At 72.9% G+C, this 16,613-nt stretch carries 15 protein-coding genes; 8 read left to right on the forward strand and 7 right to left on the reverse strand.

Annotated features, from left to right (window positions below; translation table 11 throughout):
• The first annotated feature begins 13 nt into the window (after positions 1-13).
• From ASG70_RS17715 to ASG70_RS17730, 4 genes are all read left to right on the forward strand, one after another.
• The gene (locus tag ASG70_RS17715) at positions 14-1,012 is read left to right on the forward strand and encodes an NAD-dependent epimerase/dehydratase family protein (RefSeq protein ID WP_056885140.1); all 999 of its coding nucleotides are present in this window, start codon (positions 14-16) and stop codon (positions 1,010-1,012) included.
• A 252-nt stretch (positions 1,013-1,264) separates the two neighbouring features.
• Positions 1,265-2,200 (forward strand): alpha/beta fold hydrolase, encoded by a 936-nt coding sequence (locus tag ASG70_RS17720; RefSeq protein ID WP_056885141.1) that lies wholly within the window; start codon positions 1,265-1,267, stop codon positions 2,198-2,200.
• A gap of 35 nt (positions 2,201-2,235) precedes the next feature.
• On the forward strand, positions 2,236-2,871 hold the full coding sequence (locus ASG70_RS17725; RefSeq protein WP_056885142.1) for a peroxiredoxin: 636 nt from the start codon (positions 2,236-2,238) through the stop codon (positions 2,869-2,871).
• Positions 2,872-2,880: 9 nt separating this feature from the next.
• Positions 2,881-3,615 (forward strand): dienelactone hydrolase family protein, encoded by a 735-nt coding sequence (locus tag ASG70_RS17730; protein WP_056885143.1) that lies wholly within the window; start codon positions 2,881-2,883, stop codon positions 3,613-3,615.
• Positions 3,616-3,618: 3 nt separating this feature from the next.
• Here ASG70_RS17730 and prcA read toward each other — a convergent pair whose 3' ends face one another.
• From prcA to dop, 4 genes are all read right to left on the reverse strand, one after another.
• The gene (gene prcA / locus ASG70_RS17735) at positions 3,619-4,449 is read right to left on the reverse strand and encodes a proteasome subunit alpha (protein WP_056885144.1); all 831 of its coding nucleotides are present in this window, start codon (positions 4,447-4,449) and stop codon (positions 3,619-3,621) included.
• Positions 4,446-5,273 (reverse strand): proteasome subunit beta, encoded by an 828-nt coding sequence (prcB, locus tag ASG70_RS17740; protein ID WP_056885145.1) that lies wholly within the window; start codon positions 5,271-5,273, stop codon positions 4,446-4,448. The genes prcA and prcB overlap by 4 nt, the downstream gene beginning before the upstream one ends.
• The gene (locus tag ASG70_RS17745) at positions 5,270-5,476 is read right to left on the reverse strand and encodes a ubiquitin-like protein Pup (protein WP_056885146.1); all 207 of its coding nucleotides are present in this window, start codon (positions 5,474-5,476) and stop codon (positions 5,270-5,272) included. The genes prcB and ASG70_RS17745 overlap by 4 nt, the downstream gene beginning before the upstream one ends.
• 74 nt (positions 5,477-5,550) lie before the next feature.
• Entirely contained in the window at positions 5,551-7,089 is a 1,539-nt protein-coding gene (gene dop, locus ASG70_RS17750; RefSeq protein ID WP_056885147.1) for a depupylase/deamidase Dop, read from the reverse strand.
• A 75-nt stretch (positions 7,090-7,164) separates the two neighbouring features.
• Between dop and ASG70_RS17755 the strand changes: the two genes are divergently transcribed.
• The 4 genes from ASG70_RS17755 (at position 7,165) to ASG70_RS17770 (ending at position 12,559) form a co-directional block, all read left to right on the forward strand.
• Entirely contained in the window at positions 7,165-8,208 is a 1,044-nt protein-coding gene (locus tag ASG70_RS17755; protein ID WP_056885148.1) for an alpha/beta hydrolase, read from the forward strand.
• Positions 8,209-8,243: 35 nt separating this feature from the next.
• On the forward strand, positions 8,244-9,233 hold the full coding sequence (locus tag ASG70_RS17760; protein WP_056885149.1) for a ribose-phosphate pyrophosphokinase: 990 nt from the start codon (positions 8,244-8,246) through the stop codon (positions 9,231-9,233).
• Positions 9,230-9,721 carry a DUF3054 domain-containing protein gene (locus ASG70_RS17765; RefSeq protein WP_082590983.1) on the forward strand — a complete coding sequence of 164 codons (492 nt, stop codon included), beginning with the start codon at positions 9,230-9,232 and terminating at the stop codon, positions 9,719-9,721. Before ASG70_RS17760 ends, ASG70_RS17765 begins: the two co-directional genes overlap by 4 nt.
• 252 nt (positions 9,722-9,973) lie before the next feature.
• On the forward strand, positions 9,974-12,559 hold the full coding sequence (locus tag ASG70_RS17770; RefSeq protein ID WP_056885150.1) for an AMP-binding protein: 2,586 nt from the start codon (positions 9,974-9,976) through the stop codon (positions 12,557-12,559).
• Between the two features lie 13 nt (positions 12,560-12,572).
• Here ASG70_RS17770 and arc read toward each other — a convergent pair whose 3' ends face one another.
• From arc to ASG70_RS17785, 3 genes are all read right to left on the reverse strand, one after another.
• A complete protein-coding gene (gene arc, locus ASG70_RS17775; RefSeq protein WP_056885151.1) occupies positions 12,573-14,312 on the reverse strand; it encodes a proteasome ATPase in 1,740 nt (579 codons plus the stop codon).
• An 85-nt stretch (positions 14,313-14,397) separates the two neighbouring features.
• Positions 14,398-15,435, reverse strand: coding sequence for a tRNA (adenine-N1)-methyltransferase (locus ASG70_RS17780; RefSeq protein ID WP_056885152.1), 1,038 nt, complete (start codon positions 15,433-15,435; stop codon positions 14,398-14,400).
• 11 nt (positions 15,436-15,446) lie between these two features.
• Positions 15,447-16,589, reverse strand: a complete 1,143-nt coding sequence (locus ASG70_RS17785; protein ID WP_056885153.1) for a site-2 protease family protein — start codon at positions 16,587-16,589, stop codon at positions 15,447-15,449.
• Positions 16,590-16,613 lie beyond the last annotated feature (24 nt).

Here is a 16,613-nt window from a genome sequence, read left to right on the forward strand (position 1 = left end):
CCGCGCCTGAACCGTGGACGTCCTCGTCCTCGGTGGCACCGCCTGGCTCGGGCGGGAGGTGGCCCTCGCCGCACTGGCGCAGGGCCACGAGGTGACGGCGCTGGCGCGCGGCGAGTCCGGCTCCGTACCCGGCTCCGTACGGTTCGTCCGCGCCGACCGTTCAGCGGCCGACGCCTACGACGAGGTGGCCGGTCGTGACTGGGACGTGGTGGTGGACGTGGCTCGGCAGCCCGGCCACGTGCGCGGCGCCCTGGGCGCGTTGGGCGACCGCTCCCGGTCGTGGGTCTTCGTGTCGTCGAGCTCGGTCTACGCCCGCGACGACTCCCCCGGTGACGACGAGTCGGCGGCCCTGCACCCTCCTCACGACGCTGACGACGAGGGCTGGGAGACCTACGGCGCGCGCAAGGTCGCGTGCGAGTCGGCGGTGCTGGGTGCCGTCGGCGACCGTGCGCTCGTCGCGCGGGCGGGGCTCATCGCCGGCCCTGGCGACCACACCGACCGCACGGGGTACTGGCCCCTGCGCTTCGCCCACCCCGCAGGGTCGGACGGCGCCGTGCTCGTGCCGGACGTCGGGCTCGCCACCCAGGTCGTCGACGTGCGCGACCTCGCGTCCTGGCTCGTCGCCGCGGGGGGCGCCGGGGCGACCGGCGTCGTCAACGCGAGCGGACCGGTCGTGCCGCTGGCCACCCACCTCGAGACCGCGCGCCGCGTCGCCGGCCACACCGAGGAGGTGGTGACGGTCTCCCAGGAGTGGCTGCTCGAGCACGACGTGCAGCCCTGGTCCGGACCGCGCTCCCTGCCGATCTGGCTGCCGCTGCCCGACTACGCCGGTTTCATGGCCCGGGACACCTCCGCCGCGCAGGCGCTCGGGCTGACGCCCCGCCCGCTCGCCGAGACGCTGGCCGACACCCTCGCGTGGGAGCTCCAGCACGGGCCGGGTCGCCGGCGCAAGGCCGGGCTCTCCCCCGCCGAGGAGGCCGAGCTCCTGACCCTCGCCGGTCACGCCACCTAGCTCGCTGCGGCCAGGACCGCGCCGGCGCCACGCCGGGACCTCGCGAGGCGGGCGCCGGCACCGCGCCCGACAGCCGAGTCCGGTGCACGGGTGGTCTCCCCACACCGCCGCACGCGGGAAGTGGCGGGCCACTCCATAGGGTGCGCCGCGCCGGCTGCGTAGCGTCAGGGCCCCGAGGCACCGGGCCGCACGGCCGCAGGCGCCCGTCGCTGGTGCGGCGCGGGTCGGGTACGGCGACGAGAGGGGTGTCCGGTGCGACCGGTGACCGAGCGGGTGGCCGTGGCCGGGGGCGACCTGGCCGTGCACCACCTCACGCACGCACCCGCCGAGGCGCCGACCGTCGTGGCCCTGCACAGCATCTCCTCCAACGCCTTGGCCTGGGTGCCCGTCGCCGAGGCGCTCGACGGCCGGGCCCGGGTGCTCGCCCCGGACATGCGCGGCCGGGCGGAGAGCGCCTCGCTGCGTTCGACCGGGCTCGCCGACCACGTCGCCGACGTGCACGCGGTGGTGGCCCACTACGGGCTCGAGCGACCGGTGCTCGTCGGCCACGACATGGGCGCCTTCGTGGCCGCCCTGGCAGCGGCGACGCACCCGCAGGACGTCGGCGCGGTGGTCCTGGTGGACGGCGGACTGGCGTTCCCCTCGCCGGGCTCCTTCGACGTCGACGAGGTGCTGCACAGCATCATCGGGCCCGCCATGGACCGGCTGTCGATGGCCTTCGAGGACGAGGACGCCTACCTCGACCACTGGCGCGCCCACCCCGCCCTGGGACCCCACCTGGCCGGGCCGCAGGGAGCCGCACTGGCGGCGTACCTGCTGCACGACCTGGCCGGCCCCATGGGGGACATGCGCTCGACGTCGTCGCTGGAGTGCGTGCGAGCCGACTGGGCCGACCTCATGAGCGACCCGGCCACGCTCAGTGCCGTGCACACGCTGCAGTGCCCGGCCCGGCTGCTCCACGCCCGTCGCGGTCCCCTGGCGCAGGCCGAGGGGCTGTACACCACCGCCCGCGTCGCGGCGGCGCACCTGCCCGCCGACGTCGTCGCCACCGAGCTGGCCTCCGACCACTACGGGCTCCTGCTCGACGACGGCAGCGTGGCGGCCGTGGTCGCGGCCGTGCTGGACGTGGCGGTTCCACCATCCGGACGGGTCATCCACACTCCGGTCACGTCACGGCATGTTATGTGACACCAAACATCGCGTTACCCGACCGAGGAGCCCCCATGGCCACGCTGCGACTGGGCGACGACGCCCCCGACTTCACCGCCGAGACGACGGAGGGGCAGATCTCCTTCCACGAGTGGAAGGGCGACGGGTGGGCGGTGCTGTTCAGCCACCCGGCCGACTTCACCCCGGTCTGCACCACCGAGCTCGGCCGCGTCGCCCAGCTCAAGGACGAGTGGGCCCGCCGCGACACCAAGGTCCTGGCCGTGTCCGTCGACGGCCTCGACGACCACCACGCCTGGAAGTCCGACATCGAGGAGGTCGCCGGCACGCCGGTCACCTACCCGATCGTGGCCGACCAGGACCGCCAGGTGGCCGAGCTCTACGACATGATCCACCCCGGGGCCGGCGACACCTCCCCCGTGCGCTCGGTGTTCCTCATCGACCCGGCCGGCAAGGTGCGCCTGTCGCTGACCTACCCCAAGAGCGCCGGCCGCAACTTCGACGAGATCCTGCGCGCGCTCGACGCCCTGCAGGTCAACGACGCCGGCCCGTTCTCGACCCCCGCCGACTGGAAGGCCGGCGAGCGGGTCATCGTCGCTCCCGCCGTGACCACCGAGGACGCCCGGGCGCGCTTCGACGGCGTGGAGGTCGTCACGCCCTATCTCCGGTACGCGGAGGCCCCCACCGCCTAGGTTGGGGCCATGGCACCCACCGAGCCCACCGCCGGCCGCACCACCCTGTCCGTCGACGTCGAGGGTGGACAGCTACCCGCCGACCTCCTGCTGCCGCCGTCGGGACTCGGGCCCGGCATCGTCGTGCACCAGGAGATCTTCGGCGTGACGGGCTACGTCCGCAGCCGTGCCGAGGCCCTGGCCGCACTGGGCTACGTCGTCCTCGTCCCGCACTTCTACTGGCGCCTCGGCGACCCGGTCGTCGCCGAGGGCGCGGACGGCCTGCCGGAGGCCGTCGGCCTCGCGGGCCGCTTCGACTGGCCCGCCGGGGTCGCCGACGGTGTCGCGGCCCTGCAGGCCCTGAGGTCTCGCGAGGAGGTCGACGGCCCGGTGGGGCTGCTCGGGTTCTGCTTCGGGGGCGGGCTGGCCTTCAACGTCGCCGCGGCGGCGACCGAGGCGGGCTCCGCACCGGACGCCCTGGTCAGCTACTACGGCTCGGCGCTGCCGAACCTGCTCGACCTCGCCGACCGGGTGACCTGCCCGAGCCTGCACCACTTCGGGCTCGACGACGCCTACATCCCGCAGGAGACCGTGCGGGACATCGAGGCGGCCGTGACGGCTCGCAACGACGACGTCACGTTCCTGCGGTACGCCGGTGCAGGGCACGCGTTCGACAACCCCTCACCGGTGTTCCACCACGCCGACGCCTCGGCGCAGGCGTGGGTCGCCACCGAGGCGTGGCTCCTGGAGCACCTGCCGGTCTGAGGCCTAGGGCCCGTCCTGCTCCTGGGGGCGCTGCGTCTGCGGGTTGGTCGACTCGTCCCGCGGCGACTCCCCGGTGAGGGTGTCGTGGTGCCCGGGCGTCGCCTCGTCCTCGGCCGGGATGTCGTGGGTCGGGTCCTCGGGGCTGAGCAGCGCCTCGAGCAGCCCGCCGCCGATGCGCCGGAAGGTACGGCGCGGACGCTCGCGGTCGAGCACCGCGACCTCGAGCTGGCCGGCGCCCAGGGTCCGGCTGGCTCCGCCGGCGGGGTCCTTGGCGAGCAGGTCGACGGCCAGGCGCAGGGCATCGCCGAGGGTGAGCCCCGGCTCCCAGCGCTCCTTGAGCCCCGTCTCGATCGGCTCGGCGGCGCCGCCCATGGCGACGAACCCCCGCTCGTCGGCGACCGAGCCGTCGTAGGTGAGCCGGTAGATCTGGTCGTCGTCGGCCGAGTCCCCGACCTCGGCCACGACGATCTCGACCTCGTACGGCTTGGACTCCTGGGTGAAGACGGTCCCGAGCGTCTGCGCGTAGGCGTTGGCCAGGCCACGGGCCGTCACGTCCGTGCGGTCGTAGGAGTAGCCGCGGAGGTCGGCGTAGCGCACACCGGCGACCCGCAGGTTCTCGAACTCGTTGTACTTGCCGACGGCGGCGAACGCGATGCGGTCGTAGATCTCGGAGACCTTGTGCAGGGCCCGTGAGGGGTTCTCCGCGACGAAGGCGATGCCCTTGTCGTAGCCGAGCACGACGACCGAGCGGCCGCGCGCAATTCCCTTGCGGGCGTAGTCGGCCCGGTCCTTCATGAGCTGCTCGGGCGAGACGTAGAACGGCATGCTGCTCATCGCGCACCCCCCGGGTTGCCCTGGCGCGCGGCGACGACGGCCTCGACCGTCCCGCGCAGCTGCTCGTCGCTGCGGAACGCGACGCCCTGCACGCCGACCACGGCGACGGTGGGCCAGATGCGGCGGCCGATGTCGGGGCCGCCGGTGGCGGAGTCGTCGTCAGCGGCGTCGTAGAGCGCCTCCACGGCAAGGCTCACGGCCTCGTCGGCGGTCAGGCCCGGCCGCCAGAGCTTCTTCATCGCGCCGCGCGCGAAGAGCGAGCCCGAGCCCACGCTGTGGTGGTCGTGCTCCTCGTAGCAGCCGCCCGTGACGTCGTAGGAGAAGATCCGCCCGACCTGCCGGTCGAGGTCGTAGCCGGCGAACAGCGGCACGACCGCGAGGCCCTGCATGGCCATCGCGAGGTTGGCGCGGATCATCGACGCGAGGCGGTTCGCCTTGCCCTCCAACGAGAGCAGCGTCCCCTCGATCTTCTCGTAGTGCTCGAGCTCGACCTGGAACAGCTTGACCAGCTCGATGGCGATGCCGGCCGTGCCGGCGATGCCCACGGCGGAGTACTCGTCGGCCGCGAACACCTTCTCCATGTCGCGGTTGGCGATGATGTTGCCCATGGTCGCCCGGCGGTCCCCCGCCATGACCACGCCACCGTCGTAGGTCACCGTGACGATCGTGGTGCCGTGCGGGGCCTCCAGCGTGCTCCCCGCAGGCAGGGCGCGCCGCGACGGAAGCAGGTGCGGGGCGTGGGCGCCCACGAAGTCGGTGAAGGAGGACGAGCCCGTGGCGAGGTATGCCGCGGAGAGCCTGCCCGCGTCGGCTCCGGTGGTCACTGGCCGCCCTTCTGGACGAACCCGCGGACGAACTCCTCCGCGTTGGACTCGAGCACCCCGTCGATCTCGTCGAGCACGCTGTCGATGTCGGAGTCGAGGTTCTCCTTGCGGGCACTGGCCTCCGGCGCGGCGGGGGTGGGCTCGGGACCCTCGTCCGGGGCGTCGTCCCGGCGCTGGGGGCGGCTCTGCTCCTGGCTCGGCATGTCCGTGACCTCTCGCTCGGTGCTGCTGCGATGCGTGCTGCTGAGATGCGTGGGCGGGTCGCGGGCGACCCGCCTCACTCGACCCTAGTCGGAACCTGTCGTGATGCCGAGGCCAACTCGCGCAGCAGGGTGGCGGCGTCCGGGCTGCGGTCCAGGAGGCCGCCGACACTGGCGCGGGTGCCCCGGAGCGGTTCGAGCATCGGCACCCGCTGCAGCGAGGCCTGGCCGGGGACGTCGAAGATCACCGAGTCCCACGAGGCGGCCGCGATCTGGTCCGGGTACTTCTCCAGGCACTTGCCCCGGAAGTAGGCGCGGGTGTCCTCCGGCGGCTGGTGCACGGCCTCGAGGACCTGCGCGTCGCTGACCAGCTCCTCGAACCGGCCGGCCCGGCGCAGGCGGTGGAAGATGCCCTTGTCGGGGCGCACGTCGGACCACTGGATGTCGACGGCCCGCAGCCGGGGGTCGGACCAGTCGAGCCCGTCACGGTCGATGTAGCCCTGCAGCACCTGCTGCTTGCCCACCCAGTCGACCTCGCGGGCGGCCTCGGCGGGGTCGCGCTCGAGCTTGTCGAGCACGGTCGCCCACCACCGCATGACCTCCACGGTGTCGTCGTCGCGCTCGGCGCCGTACCGGTCCTGCAGGTAGCGCTCGGCGAGCTCGTGGTAGCGCCAGAGGAGCTGCACCGCGGTGAGCTTCGTGCCGTCGCGCAGCTCCACCAGCTGCCGGCAGGTGGGGTCGTGGCTGACGGCCTGCAGCGTGGACACGGGTCGCACGACGGTGAGGTCGACGTCGATGGCCCGGTCCTCGACCATGGCCAGCACCAGCGAGGTGGTGCCGAGCTTGAGCAGGTTGGCGACGTCACAGTGGTTGGCGTCGCCGATGATGACGTGGAGCCGGCGGTAGAGGTCGGCGACGGCGTGCGGCTCGTCGCGGGTGTTGATGATCGGCCGCTTCAGGGTCGTCTCTAGGCCCACCTCGACCTCGAAGAAGTCGCTGCGCTGGCTCAGCTGGAAGCCGTGGTTGCGCGAGTCGACACCGATCCCGACCCTGCCGGACCCCGTCATGACCTGGCGCGCGACGAAGAACGGGACGAGGTGGCGCACGATGTCGGTGAACGGCGTCTCGCGGCGCATGAGGTAGTTCTCGTGCGTGCCGTAGGACTGGCCCTTGCCGTCGGTGTTGTTCTTGTAGAGGTTGACGCCGGGCGGCACCTGCGACAGCCGCCGCACCGACTCGGCCATGATCAGCTCGCCCGCGCGGTCCCACGCCACGGCGGCGCGCGGCGACGTCACCTCCGGCGAGGAGTACTCGGGGTGGGCGTGGTCGACGTAGAGGCGGGCTCCGTTGGTGAGCACGACGTTGGCGAGGGTCGGGTCCTCCTCGTCGGTGAGCTGGCTCGCGTCGGCGAAGGCGCGGCCCACCTCGAACCCGCGGGCGTCGCGCAGCGGCGCCTCGTCCGCGTAGTCCCACGAGGCGTGGGCCGCCCGGATGCCCTGCGCCGACGCGTACGCGTTGACCACCTGGCCCGACAGGAGCATGGGGTTGGCCGCGGGGTCCCCGGGCACGGAGATGCCGTACTCGGTCTCGATGCCCATCACGCGGCGCACGGTCATGGCGCCGACCCCACGACGGGGGATGCTGCGGTGTCCCGGCTCATGTCCTCACCCTAGGTGAGTTAGTTTCGGCGCATGCGCCACTCCCCCAGGGCCATGTACCCGCAGACCGCCCTCCTCACCGCTTTCCTGGACCGCGTCCTGCGACGGCCGGTGCAGCAGCGCTCCGTCGAGGAGATCGTCGCCGACCGTGGCAAGGTCACACCCGACCGGCCGCCCTTCTCCTGGGTCACCGGGGCGGTGGACCGCTCCGTGGGCATCACCTTCGGGACGGCGCCGGCGCGCGACGGCTACGAGATCCCCCTGCGCATCTACCGGCCGCGCGCCCTGCGGGACCGAGACACCGACGCGCCGGTGGTGGTCTTCTTGCACGGTGGCGGGTTCGTCGAGGGCAACGTCGTCATGTACGACCCGCTCTGCAGCCACCTGGCGAGCCGGGTTCGCGCGGTTGTCGTCAGTCTCGACTACCGGCTCGCCCCCGAGCACCGCGCGCCCACCGCGGCCCACGACTGCCTCGACGCCACGACCTGGCTCCAGCAGCACGGCGACGTGCTCCACGCGGACACGAGCCGGATGGCCCTGTGCGGCGACAGCGCCGGCGGCAACCTCGCCGCCGTGACCGCCCAGCTGCTGCGCGACCGGGGCGACTCCCCCGTCCGGCACCAGGCCCTGATCTACCCGGCCACCGACATGACCCTGGCATCGCCGTCGATGGACGAGAACGCCGACGCCCCCATGCTCACCAGGGCGAGCGTCGTCGCGTTCCGCGAGCACTACCTGCCGCCGGGCCACGACCACACGGACCCCTTGGTCTCCCCGCTCTTCGGCCGGCTCGACGGCCTGCCCCCGGCCCTCGTCCAGACCGCCGACCTCGACCCCCTGCGCGACGACGGCGTGCGGTATGCCGCCGCGCTGGAGGCTGCGGGCGTGCCGGTCCGGCTCACCAACTACGTGCGCGTGCCGCACGGCTTCGCCTCCATACCGGGCGCTGTGCCGACCAGCGCGCAGCACCGGGCCGAGCTCGTCGAGGAGCTGGTGTCCCACCTCTACGGCGACCGGTCCGGCGATCCGTCTCAACCGGCTGACGGGGAGGTCCCGCTGGCGGCTCCCGCCGGTTAGTCTCGTCTCGGATCATCGGTCGGCCGAGGAGCGTCATGCGGGACATCGTGGTTTTCTCCGGTAGCGCCCACCGGGTCCTGGCCCGCCGGATCTGCGACGGCCTCGGCGTGGAGCTGTCGCCGGTCGAGCTGACCCGGTTCAGCAACGACTGCCTCCAGGCGCAGCTGCTCGCCAACTGCCGCCAGCGCGACGTCTACATCGTGCAGCCGCTGGTGCCACCGACCCAGGAGCACCTCATGGAGCTGCTCCTCATGGTCGACGCGGCCCGCGGCGCGAGCGCTGCGCAGATCACCGCGGTCATCCCGCACTACGCCTACGCGCGGTCCGACAAGAAGGACGCCTCCCGCATCTCCCTCGGCGGGCGCCTGGTGGCCGACATGCTCGTGGCCGCAGGCGTCGACCGCGTCCTGACCATGACTCTGCACGCCCCGCAGGTCCACGGCTTCTTCTCCGTGCCCGTCGACCACCTCACCGCCATCGGGGTGCTGGCCGACCACTTCCGCGGCACCGACCTCAGCCACTCGGTCGTGGTCTCCCCCGACCTCGGCAACGCCAAGACCGCGACCCAGTTCGCCCGGCTCCTCGGGCTGCCGGTGGCGGCGGGGTCCAAGCAGCGCCTGGCCGACGACCGCGTCATCATCGACTCGATCGTGGGAGACGTCGCGGGCCGGCGGGCCATCGTCCTCGACGACGAGATCGCCACCGGCGGCTCCATCGTCGAGCTGCTCGAGCGCCTCGACAGCCTGGGCTGCACCGGCGCCGACGTCGCCTGCACGCACGGCCTGTTCGTCGGCAAGGCCGTCGAGCGGCTGCGGGAGCACCGCATGCTCGGCGAGGTCGTGACCACCGACACCGTCCCCGCCCCGGCCCACTGGCCGGAGCTGCGGGTGCGCTCGGTGGCGCAGCTGTTCGCCGAGGCCATCAAGCGGATCCACGCCGGCGAGTCGGTGAGCAGCCTGTTCGACGGCGTCGACCCGACCCTCTCCCCGCCCCAGGCGACCCTGTTCGACAAGGTCCACGCGTGAGGCGAGCCGCCCCGGCACTCGCGCTCGACGTCGCCTCGGTGCTGCTGTTCGCCGGCATCGGCCGGGCCAGCCACGCGGAGGGCCTGACGGTCGGCGGCGTGCTGGGTGTGGCCTGGCCGTTCCTCGCCGCCCTCGCCGTGGGGTGGGCGGTGGTGCGGGCCCGCGGGACCTGGCCGCTCGCGGTCGGGGCGGCCGCCCCGGTCTGGCTGGTCACCGCGTGCCTCGGCCTGGTGCTCCGCGTTGCCACCGGCGGCGGCTTCGCGTGGAGCTTCGGCGTCGTGACCCTGGTCGTCCTCGGGCTCTTCCTCGTCGGGTGGCGCTGCGCCCGGGAGGTCGGACGGTTCGCCGTCGAGGGGTTGGCGCGGTGGTCGGGCGAGGAGCCGCAGCGCCTCAGCGTCGGCGGGTCGGCTGGGGACGCGCCCGCAGCACGTCGCGCAGCAGCGCCCCCAGCAGGAACGCGCACACCGCCAAGGTCACCGAAGCACTGACGCTCGCACCCTCGCGGCCGAGCCGGTCCACGAGGAAGACGACCCGCGTGCCGAGGAACGCGAGCACCAGGAACTCGACGGCGTTCAGCCGCCACCCACGCGCCCGGCCCCTGGCCAGAAGCCTCACCAGCCACCCCATGCGCGCCAGTCTGCCGATCCCTTCTCCGGCGAGGGCCGCAACGGGTCGACCCTCGGCTGAAGGGATGACCAGCCGTTTTGGGTTTGGTAAGGCTTACCTAATACGGTGTCGGCGTGGTCGTTCCTCCCCTCGTCGCCCCAAGCCGGCTCGCCCCGGCCTTCGTGACCTCGCTGCGCTCGCGCGGCGGGGCCCCGGCCGTGCACACCGCGACGCAGGCGCTCACGTATGCCGCGCTGGCCGACCGCGTGGACGAGGCCGCCGCGGCGCTGGGTGGCGGTCGGCAGCTCGTGCTGCTCGCCTGTGACAACACCCTCGAGACCCTCGTGACCTACCTCGGCGCGCTGGCGGCCGGGCACGTCCCCCTTCTCGCCCCGGGCGACCGCCCGCACACCCTCGAGGCCCTCGTCGAGGCCTACGACCCCGACATCGTCGCAGGTCGGGGTGACGGGGACTGGCAGGTCGTGCGCCGCCCCGAGGGCGCGGGCGGCCGGCACGACCTGCACCCCGACCTGGCCCTGCTGCTGCCCACGTCCGGCTCCACGGGTTCCCCCAAGCTGGTCCGGCTGTCGCACGCCAACCTCGACAGCAACGCCGGCGCCATCGCCGAGGCCCTGGGCATCCGTGCCGACGACCGCGCCGTCACCAGCCTCCCGCTGCACTACTGCTACGGCCTCTCGGTCGTGCACAGCCACCTGGCGGTCGGCGCCGCGGTCGTCCTCACCGACCTGTCCGTCGTCGACCCGTGCTTCTGGGAGCTGGCCGACGCGACGGAGGTGACCACCCTGGCGGGGGTCCCACACACCTTCGAGCTCCTCGACCGCAGCGGGTTCGCCGAGCGCGAGCACCCGTCCCTGCGCACGGTCACCGCCGCCGGTGGTCGCCTGGCCCCGGAGACGGCCTCGCGCTACGCCGAGCTCGGCGGCCGTCGTGGGTTCGACCTGTTCGTCATGTACGGGCAGACCGAGGCCACCGCGCGGATGGCGGTCCTGCCGCCTGAGCTCCTGGCGACACGGCCCGAGGCGGTCGGCTTCGCCGTCCCCGGCGGCTCGTTCAGGGTCGACCCGCTCGGCGAGCTCGAGTGCGGGCTGGGCGAGCTCGTCTACAGCGGCCCCAACGTCATGCTCGGCTACGCCACCGACCCGGCCGACCTGGCGCGGGGCCGGGACGTGCACGAGCTGCGTACCGGTGACCTCGCCCGGATGACCCCCGACGGGCTCGTGGAGGTCGTCGGCCGACGGAGCCGGTTCGCCAAGGTCGTCGGTCTGCGCATCGACCTCGACCACGTCGAGCGCGACCTGGCGCAGGAGGGCCTCGAGGCCCACTGCGTCGACCTCGGCGACGCGGTCGGCGTGCTCCTGGCGCAGGCGGGGACGGGCGCTGCGGCCACCGAGGTGCTACGGCGCCGCCACGGCATACCGGCCGGTGCCGTCGTCGCGCTCGACGGGCTCACGCCCCCACGGTTGTCGACGGGCAAGCCCGACTACCCCGGCATGACCGCCCTCCTGGGCGCGCACCGTGAGGAGCAGGAAGAGCTCGCGGCACCGGCGACCGGCGACCGGCTCGTCGCGGTGGTCGAGCTCTACCGCGAGCTGCTCGACTCCCCGCAGGCCGGGGCTGACTCGAGCTTCGTCGACCTCGGCGGCGACTCCCTGTCCTACGTCGAGGTCTCCCTGCGGCTCGAGCGCGTCCTGGGCGACCTGCCGTCCGGGTGGCACCTGCTGGCGCCGACGGAGCTGGTGGAGGCGGCCGCGCAGGCGGCACCCCGAGCGGGCTCGCGGCTGCACCGCGTGGAGACCAGCGTCGTGGTGCGCGCGGTCGCCGTCCTCCTCATCCTCGCCAACCACACCCACCTGTCGTTCGTGCCCGGCGGGGCGCACACCCTGCTGGCGCTGGCCGGCTACAACCTGGCCCGGTTCCAGCTCACCGACCGGCCCCGCGCGGCCCGGGCGCGCGGCATCGCGCGCAGCGCCCTGCGGATCTGGGCGCCGAGTGCGGCGTGGATCGGCGTCGTGGCGCTCGTCGCGGGCACCTACGACTGGCGCAACGTGCTGCTGCTCAACCAGGTCCTCGGCGACTGGGCGCGCTGGTCACCGCACTGGCACTACTGGTTCATCGAGGCGCTGGTGGCCCTGCTGCTCGGGACGGCACTGCTCGTGTCGGTCCCGGCCGTGGACCGCTTCGAACGGCGTCACCAGCTCGCCCTCCCCCTGGCCCTGGTCGCGGTCGGCCTGTTCACGCGGTACTCCGTCCTGGTGCCGGACGCGGGGCCGTACCGGGGCGCGAACGCCTACGTGCTCATCTGGCTGTTCGCCACCGGCTGGGCCGCTGCGAGGGCGAGCACCTGGCCGCAGCGCCTGCTCGTCTCGGCGATCCCTGTCCTGACCGTTCCCGGGTTCTGGCCGACGATGCCCACCCGCGCGGCGACGGTGGTCCTCGGGCTGCTCGTCCTCACCTGGGTGCCGACCGTGGCGCTGCCCGCCTGGCTCGGACGCGCCGCGTCACTGGTGGCCGGGGCCAGCCTCTTCGTCTACCTCACGCACTTCGTCGTCTACCCGCACATCATGGCGACGAGCTCGGTCCTGGCCATGGCCGCGTCGGTCGCCGTCGGCATCGCCTACTGGCAGCTGTGGCTCCGCGTGGAGTCGACGGCTGGGCGGCTCGCCGCCCAGGTGACCCGGCTGACGCGCCGGACCACCTGAGCGGGCCGACGGCTCAGAGGTACTGGCCGGTGTTGGCGACGTTGTCGATCGACCGACCCGGCTCGGTACCGCTCTTGCCGGTGATCAGCGTGCGGATGTAGACGATCCGCTCGCCCTTCTTGCCGGAGATGCGGGCCCAGTCGTCGGGGTTGGTCGTGTTGGGCAGGTCCTCGTTCTCCTTGAACTCGTCGACGCAGCTGGCGAGCAGGTGGTCGACCCGGATGCCCTTCGCGCCGACGGTGAGGAAGTCCTTGATCGCCATCTTCTTCGCCCGGTCGACGATGTTCTGGATCATGGCGCCGGAGTTGAAGTCCTTGAAGTAGAGGACCTCCTTGTCGCCGTTGGCGTAGGTGACCTCGAGGAAGCGGTTCTCCTCGATCTCGGAGTACATCCGCTCCACGGTGGCCGTGATCATCGCGTCGACCGTGGCCTGGGCCGAGCCGTCGTGCTCGGACAGGTCGTGCTCGTGCAGCGGCAGGTCGGCGGTGAGGTACTTGGTGAAGATGTCGCGGGCGCTCTCGGCGTCGGGGCGCTCGATCTTGATCTTCACGTCGAGGCGTCCGGGTCGCAGGATGGCCGGGTCGATCATGTCCTCGCGGTTGGAGGCGCCGATGACGATGACGTTCTCGAGCCGCTCGACTCCGTCGATCTCCGAGAGCAGCTGCGGGACGATCGTCGTCTCGACGTCGGAGGAGACGCCCGACCCGCGCGTGCGGAACAGGCTGTCCATCTCGTCGAAGAACACGACCACGGGCGTGCCGCCGGAGGCCTTCTCCCGGGCCCGCTGGAAGATCAGGCGGATGTGGCGCTCGGTCTCGCCGACGTACTTGTTGAGCAGCTCGGGGCCCTTGATGTTGAGGAAGAACGACTTGCCGATGGGCTTGCCCTCCTTCTCGGCGACCTTCCTGGCCAGGGAGGACGCGACCGCCTTGGCGATGAGCGTCTTGCCACAGCCGGGCGGCCCGTAGAGCAGGACCCCCTTCGGGGGCTTGAGCTGGTGCTCGGTGAACAGGTCGGGGTGAAGGTAGGGCAGCTCCACGGCGTCGCGAATGGCCTCGATCTGACCCGCGAGCCCGCCGATGTCCTCGTAGTCGATGTCCGGCACCTCTTCGAGGACCAGCTCGGCGACCTCGGCCTTGGGGATGCGCTCGTAGACGAACCCGGACCGCGGCTCGAGCAGCAGGGCGTCGCCGACCCGGATCGGCTCGCCCTCGAGGGAGTCGGCGAGGCGGCAGACCCGCTCCTCGTCGGCGTGGGCCACGATGAGCACCCGGCCCTCGCCGAGCAGCTCCTTGATCATGACGACCTCGCCGACCCGCTCGTAGCCGCAGGTCGCCACGACGTTCATCGCCTCGTTGAGACGCACCTCGCGGCCGCTGGAGAGCTCGGCGGGGTCGACCGCCGGGCTGACGGCCACGTGCATCTTGCGGCCGCCGGTGAGGATGTCGACGGTGGCGTCGTCGTAGGACTCGAGGATCACGCCGTACGCCGCCGGCGGCTGGGCGAGCCGGTCGACCTCGGACTTCAGGGTGACGATCTGCTCGCGCGCCTCCTTCAGGGTGCGCACCAGCCGCTCGTTCTGGGAGGAGATGGTGGCCAGGTTGGACTGCAGCTGCAGCACCCTGGTCTCGAGCTCACGGGACCGCACGGGGGCGTCCGCGAGCCGCTGCCGCAGGGCGGCGACCTCCTCGGACAGGAGCTCCGCCTGGCGGCGCTCCTCGGGGCTGTCGTGGTGGGGGCTGTGGTCGGTCATGTCGACTCCCTCAGTGGCGAACCTCGGTGGCGAACCTCGGTCATCGACCGTGCGGGGACGGCCGATGACCCAACCTAACCCCGAACTACTCCGGGGTCTCGGACGTTTGCGTCACAGAACGGCGAACCCGCCGGATCTTCTTGTCTGATGGGACGCGCTCGCCGATGTCCTCGGGGGTGAACTCGCCCTCACGGCCGAAACCGCTGTCCTGCACCGGCACCCCGTCACCGTCGACCGCTCCCTTCGCGGGACGGCGCTTGCGCAGCGGCGGGGTGACCCCGGGCGCCAGCCTGCGGGTGGTGATGAGGAAGCCGGTGTGGCCGTGCATCCGGTGCTGCGGCCGGACCGCCAGGCCCTCGAGGTGCCAGCCGCGGACGAGCGACTCCCACGCCTCCGGCTCGGTGTAGCCGCCGTGCTCTCGCACCCCTTCGGCCACGCGCGACAGCTGGGTCGCCGTGGCGACGTAGCAGATGAGGACGCCGCCCGGCACCAGCGCGTCGGACACCGCGTCCAGGCACTCCCAAGGAGCGAGCATGTCGAGGACGACGCGGTCGACCGACCCGGGTGCGACGTGCTTCGGCAGCTCCTCCACGAGGTCGCCGACGGTGACCTCCCAGGCGGGGTGGTCCTCACCGAAGAACGCCCGGGCGTTGCCCTTGGCGATGTCGGCGAAGTCGGCGCGGCGCTCGAACGAGTGCACGCTGCCTGTCTCCCCCACCGCGCGCAGCAGGCTCATCGACAGGGCACCGGACCCGACGCCGGCCTCGACGACGCGGGCGCCGGGGAAGATGTCGGCCATGGTGACGATCTGTCCGGCGTCCTTGGGGTAGACGACGGCGGCGCCACGCGGCATCGACATGACGTAGTCGGCCAGCAGAGGCCGCAGCGCGAGGTACTCGACCCCGGCGGTGTTGCGGGCCACGGAGCCGTCGGGCGCACCGATGAGGTCGTCGTGGAGCAGGCGCCCACGGTGGGTGTGGAACTCGCGACCGGCCTCCAGGGTGATGGTGTGCAGACGGCCCTTCGGGTCGGTCAGCTGCACCCGCTCCCCCTCCACGAACGGCCCTCGCCGCAGGTGGGCGCCGGTGGCGCGGGGCGTGGTCTGGTCGGGGGCGCTGCTCATGAGCCGCGAGTCTAGTTGCGCCCGAGCGCCTTCCCGATGTCGGTCGCGTGCACGACGCCCACGACCCGTCCGCCGTGGACGACGGCGCCCACCGCGATGCCGAACTCCTGCAGCACCGCGATGGCGGGCATGACGTCCCCGGCGGGGTCGGCGTCGACGACCCACCCGGGGTGCTGGTGGCTCGCGACGGCGCTCACCGGGGTCTGCGGGCGCGCGTCAGGGGGCACCGAGGCCAGGTGCTCGCCGTCCACGTATGCCGTCGGGCGGCCGTGGTCGTCCACGACCACCACCTCCGTGCCCGGACCCGTGGGGAGCTCGGAGACCGTGGCGTCGGAGCGGACGGCGAACGCCGGGTGCATCACCTGCCCGAGCCGCAGCCGCCCGATCGTCGCGAGGGCGTGGCCGCGGCGGATGGACTCGGTGGCACCACCCCACAGGACCGAGGCGATGACCAGCACCCACAGGAGGCCGAACCCCACCGTCTGTCCCTGCGCGACCGGCCGGACGAAGAACCACAGCACGAGCAGCACCGTCAGGACGCGCCCGCTCCAGCCGGCCACGACCGACCCGCGGTTGCGGTCGCCGGTGGCCTTCCAGACCAGGCACTCGAGGACCTGGCCGCCGTCGAGCGGCATCCCGGGCAGGATGTTGAGGACGGCCAGGGAGCCGTTGATGATCACGAGGCCGTAGAGGATTCGGCCTGCCACGTCACCGGTGACGACCGGCAGCGCCGCCCAGGCCAGCAGCGCGAACAGGGCGTTGGAGGCCGGTCCGGCGGCCGCCACGAGCGCCATCCGGCCCGGCGTGGTGCGCACCGCCTCCATGGAGGTGTGGCCGCCCCACACGTTGGCCACGATCCGCACCACCGGCATCCCGAAGCCTCTGGCCACCACGGCGTGCGCGGCCTCGTGGACCAGGACGCAGACCAGCAGCGCCAGGGCCTGCGTGACGCCGACGGCCACGCCCGTCAGGGGCCTGGTGGGCAGCAGCGGCGCTGCGACGATGGCCGTGATGACGACCGCGATGACGAACCAGCTGGGGGCGAGGTAGACGGGGATCCCCGCGACACGTGCGATCCGCACGCCGAGGCCGCGTTCGTCGGCCTCCCCCGCCCGGTGGCCCGGGGCCTCGTGCCCGGGGGCCGCCGCTGTCATGTCACGACACTACGTGAACCGCGC

The sequence above is a fragment of the Phycicoccus sp. Soil748 genome, from assembly GCF_001428025.1.
Classification (GTDB): domain Bacteria; phylum Actinomycetota; class Actinomycetes; order Actinomycetales; family Dermatophilaceae; genus Pedococcus.

What these genes read in the sequence shown, in the direction of transcription:
- ASG70_RS17780 (WP_056885152.1), bottom strand. Translation starts at nt 15,435, where the DNA reads ATGAGCAGCGCCCCCGACCAGACCACGCCCCGCGCCACCGGCGCCCAC.
- ASG70_RS17725 (WP_056885142.1), top strand. Translation starts at nt 2,236, where the DNA reads ATGGCCACGCTGCGACTGGGCGACGACGCCCCCGACTTCACCGCCGAG.
- ASG70_RS17755 (WP_056885148.1), top strand. Translation starts at nt 7,165, where the DNA reads ATGCGCCACTCCCCCAGGGCCATGTACCCGCAGACCGCCCTCCTCACC.
- ASG70_RS17785 (WP_056885153.1), bottom strand. Translation starts at nt 16,589, where the DNA reads ATGACAGCGGCGGCCCCCGGGCACGAGGCCCCGGGCCACCGGGCGGGG.
- ASG70_RS17760 (WP_056885149.1), top strand. Translation starts at nt 8,244, where the DNA reads ATGCGGGACATCGTGGTTTTCTCCGGTAGCGCCCACCGGGTCCTGGCC.
- ASG70_RS17745 (WP_056885146.1), bottom strand. Translation starts at nt 5,476, where the DNA reads ATGCCGAGCCAGGAGCAGAGCCGCCCCCAGCGCCGGGACGACGCCCCG.
- ASG70_RS17730 (WP_056885143.1), top strand. Translation starts at nt 2,881, where the DNA reads ATGGCACCCACCGAGCCCACCGCCGGCCGCACCACCCTGTCCGTCGAC.
- prcA (WP_056885144.1), bottom strand. Translation starts at nt 4,449, where the DNA reads ATGAGCAGCATGCCGTTCTACGTCTCGCCCGAGCAGCTCATGAAGGAC.
- arc (WP_056885151.1), bottom strand. Translation starts at nt 14,312, where the DNA reads ATGACCGACCACAGCCCCCACCACGACAGCCCCGAGGAGCGCCGCCAG.
- dop (WP_056885147.1), bottom strand. Translation starts at nt 7,089, where the DNA reads ATGACCGTGCGCCGCGTGATGGGCATCGAGACCGAGTACGGCATCTCC.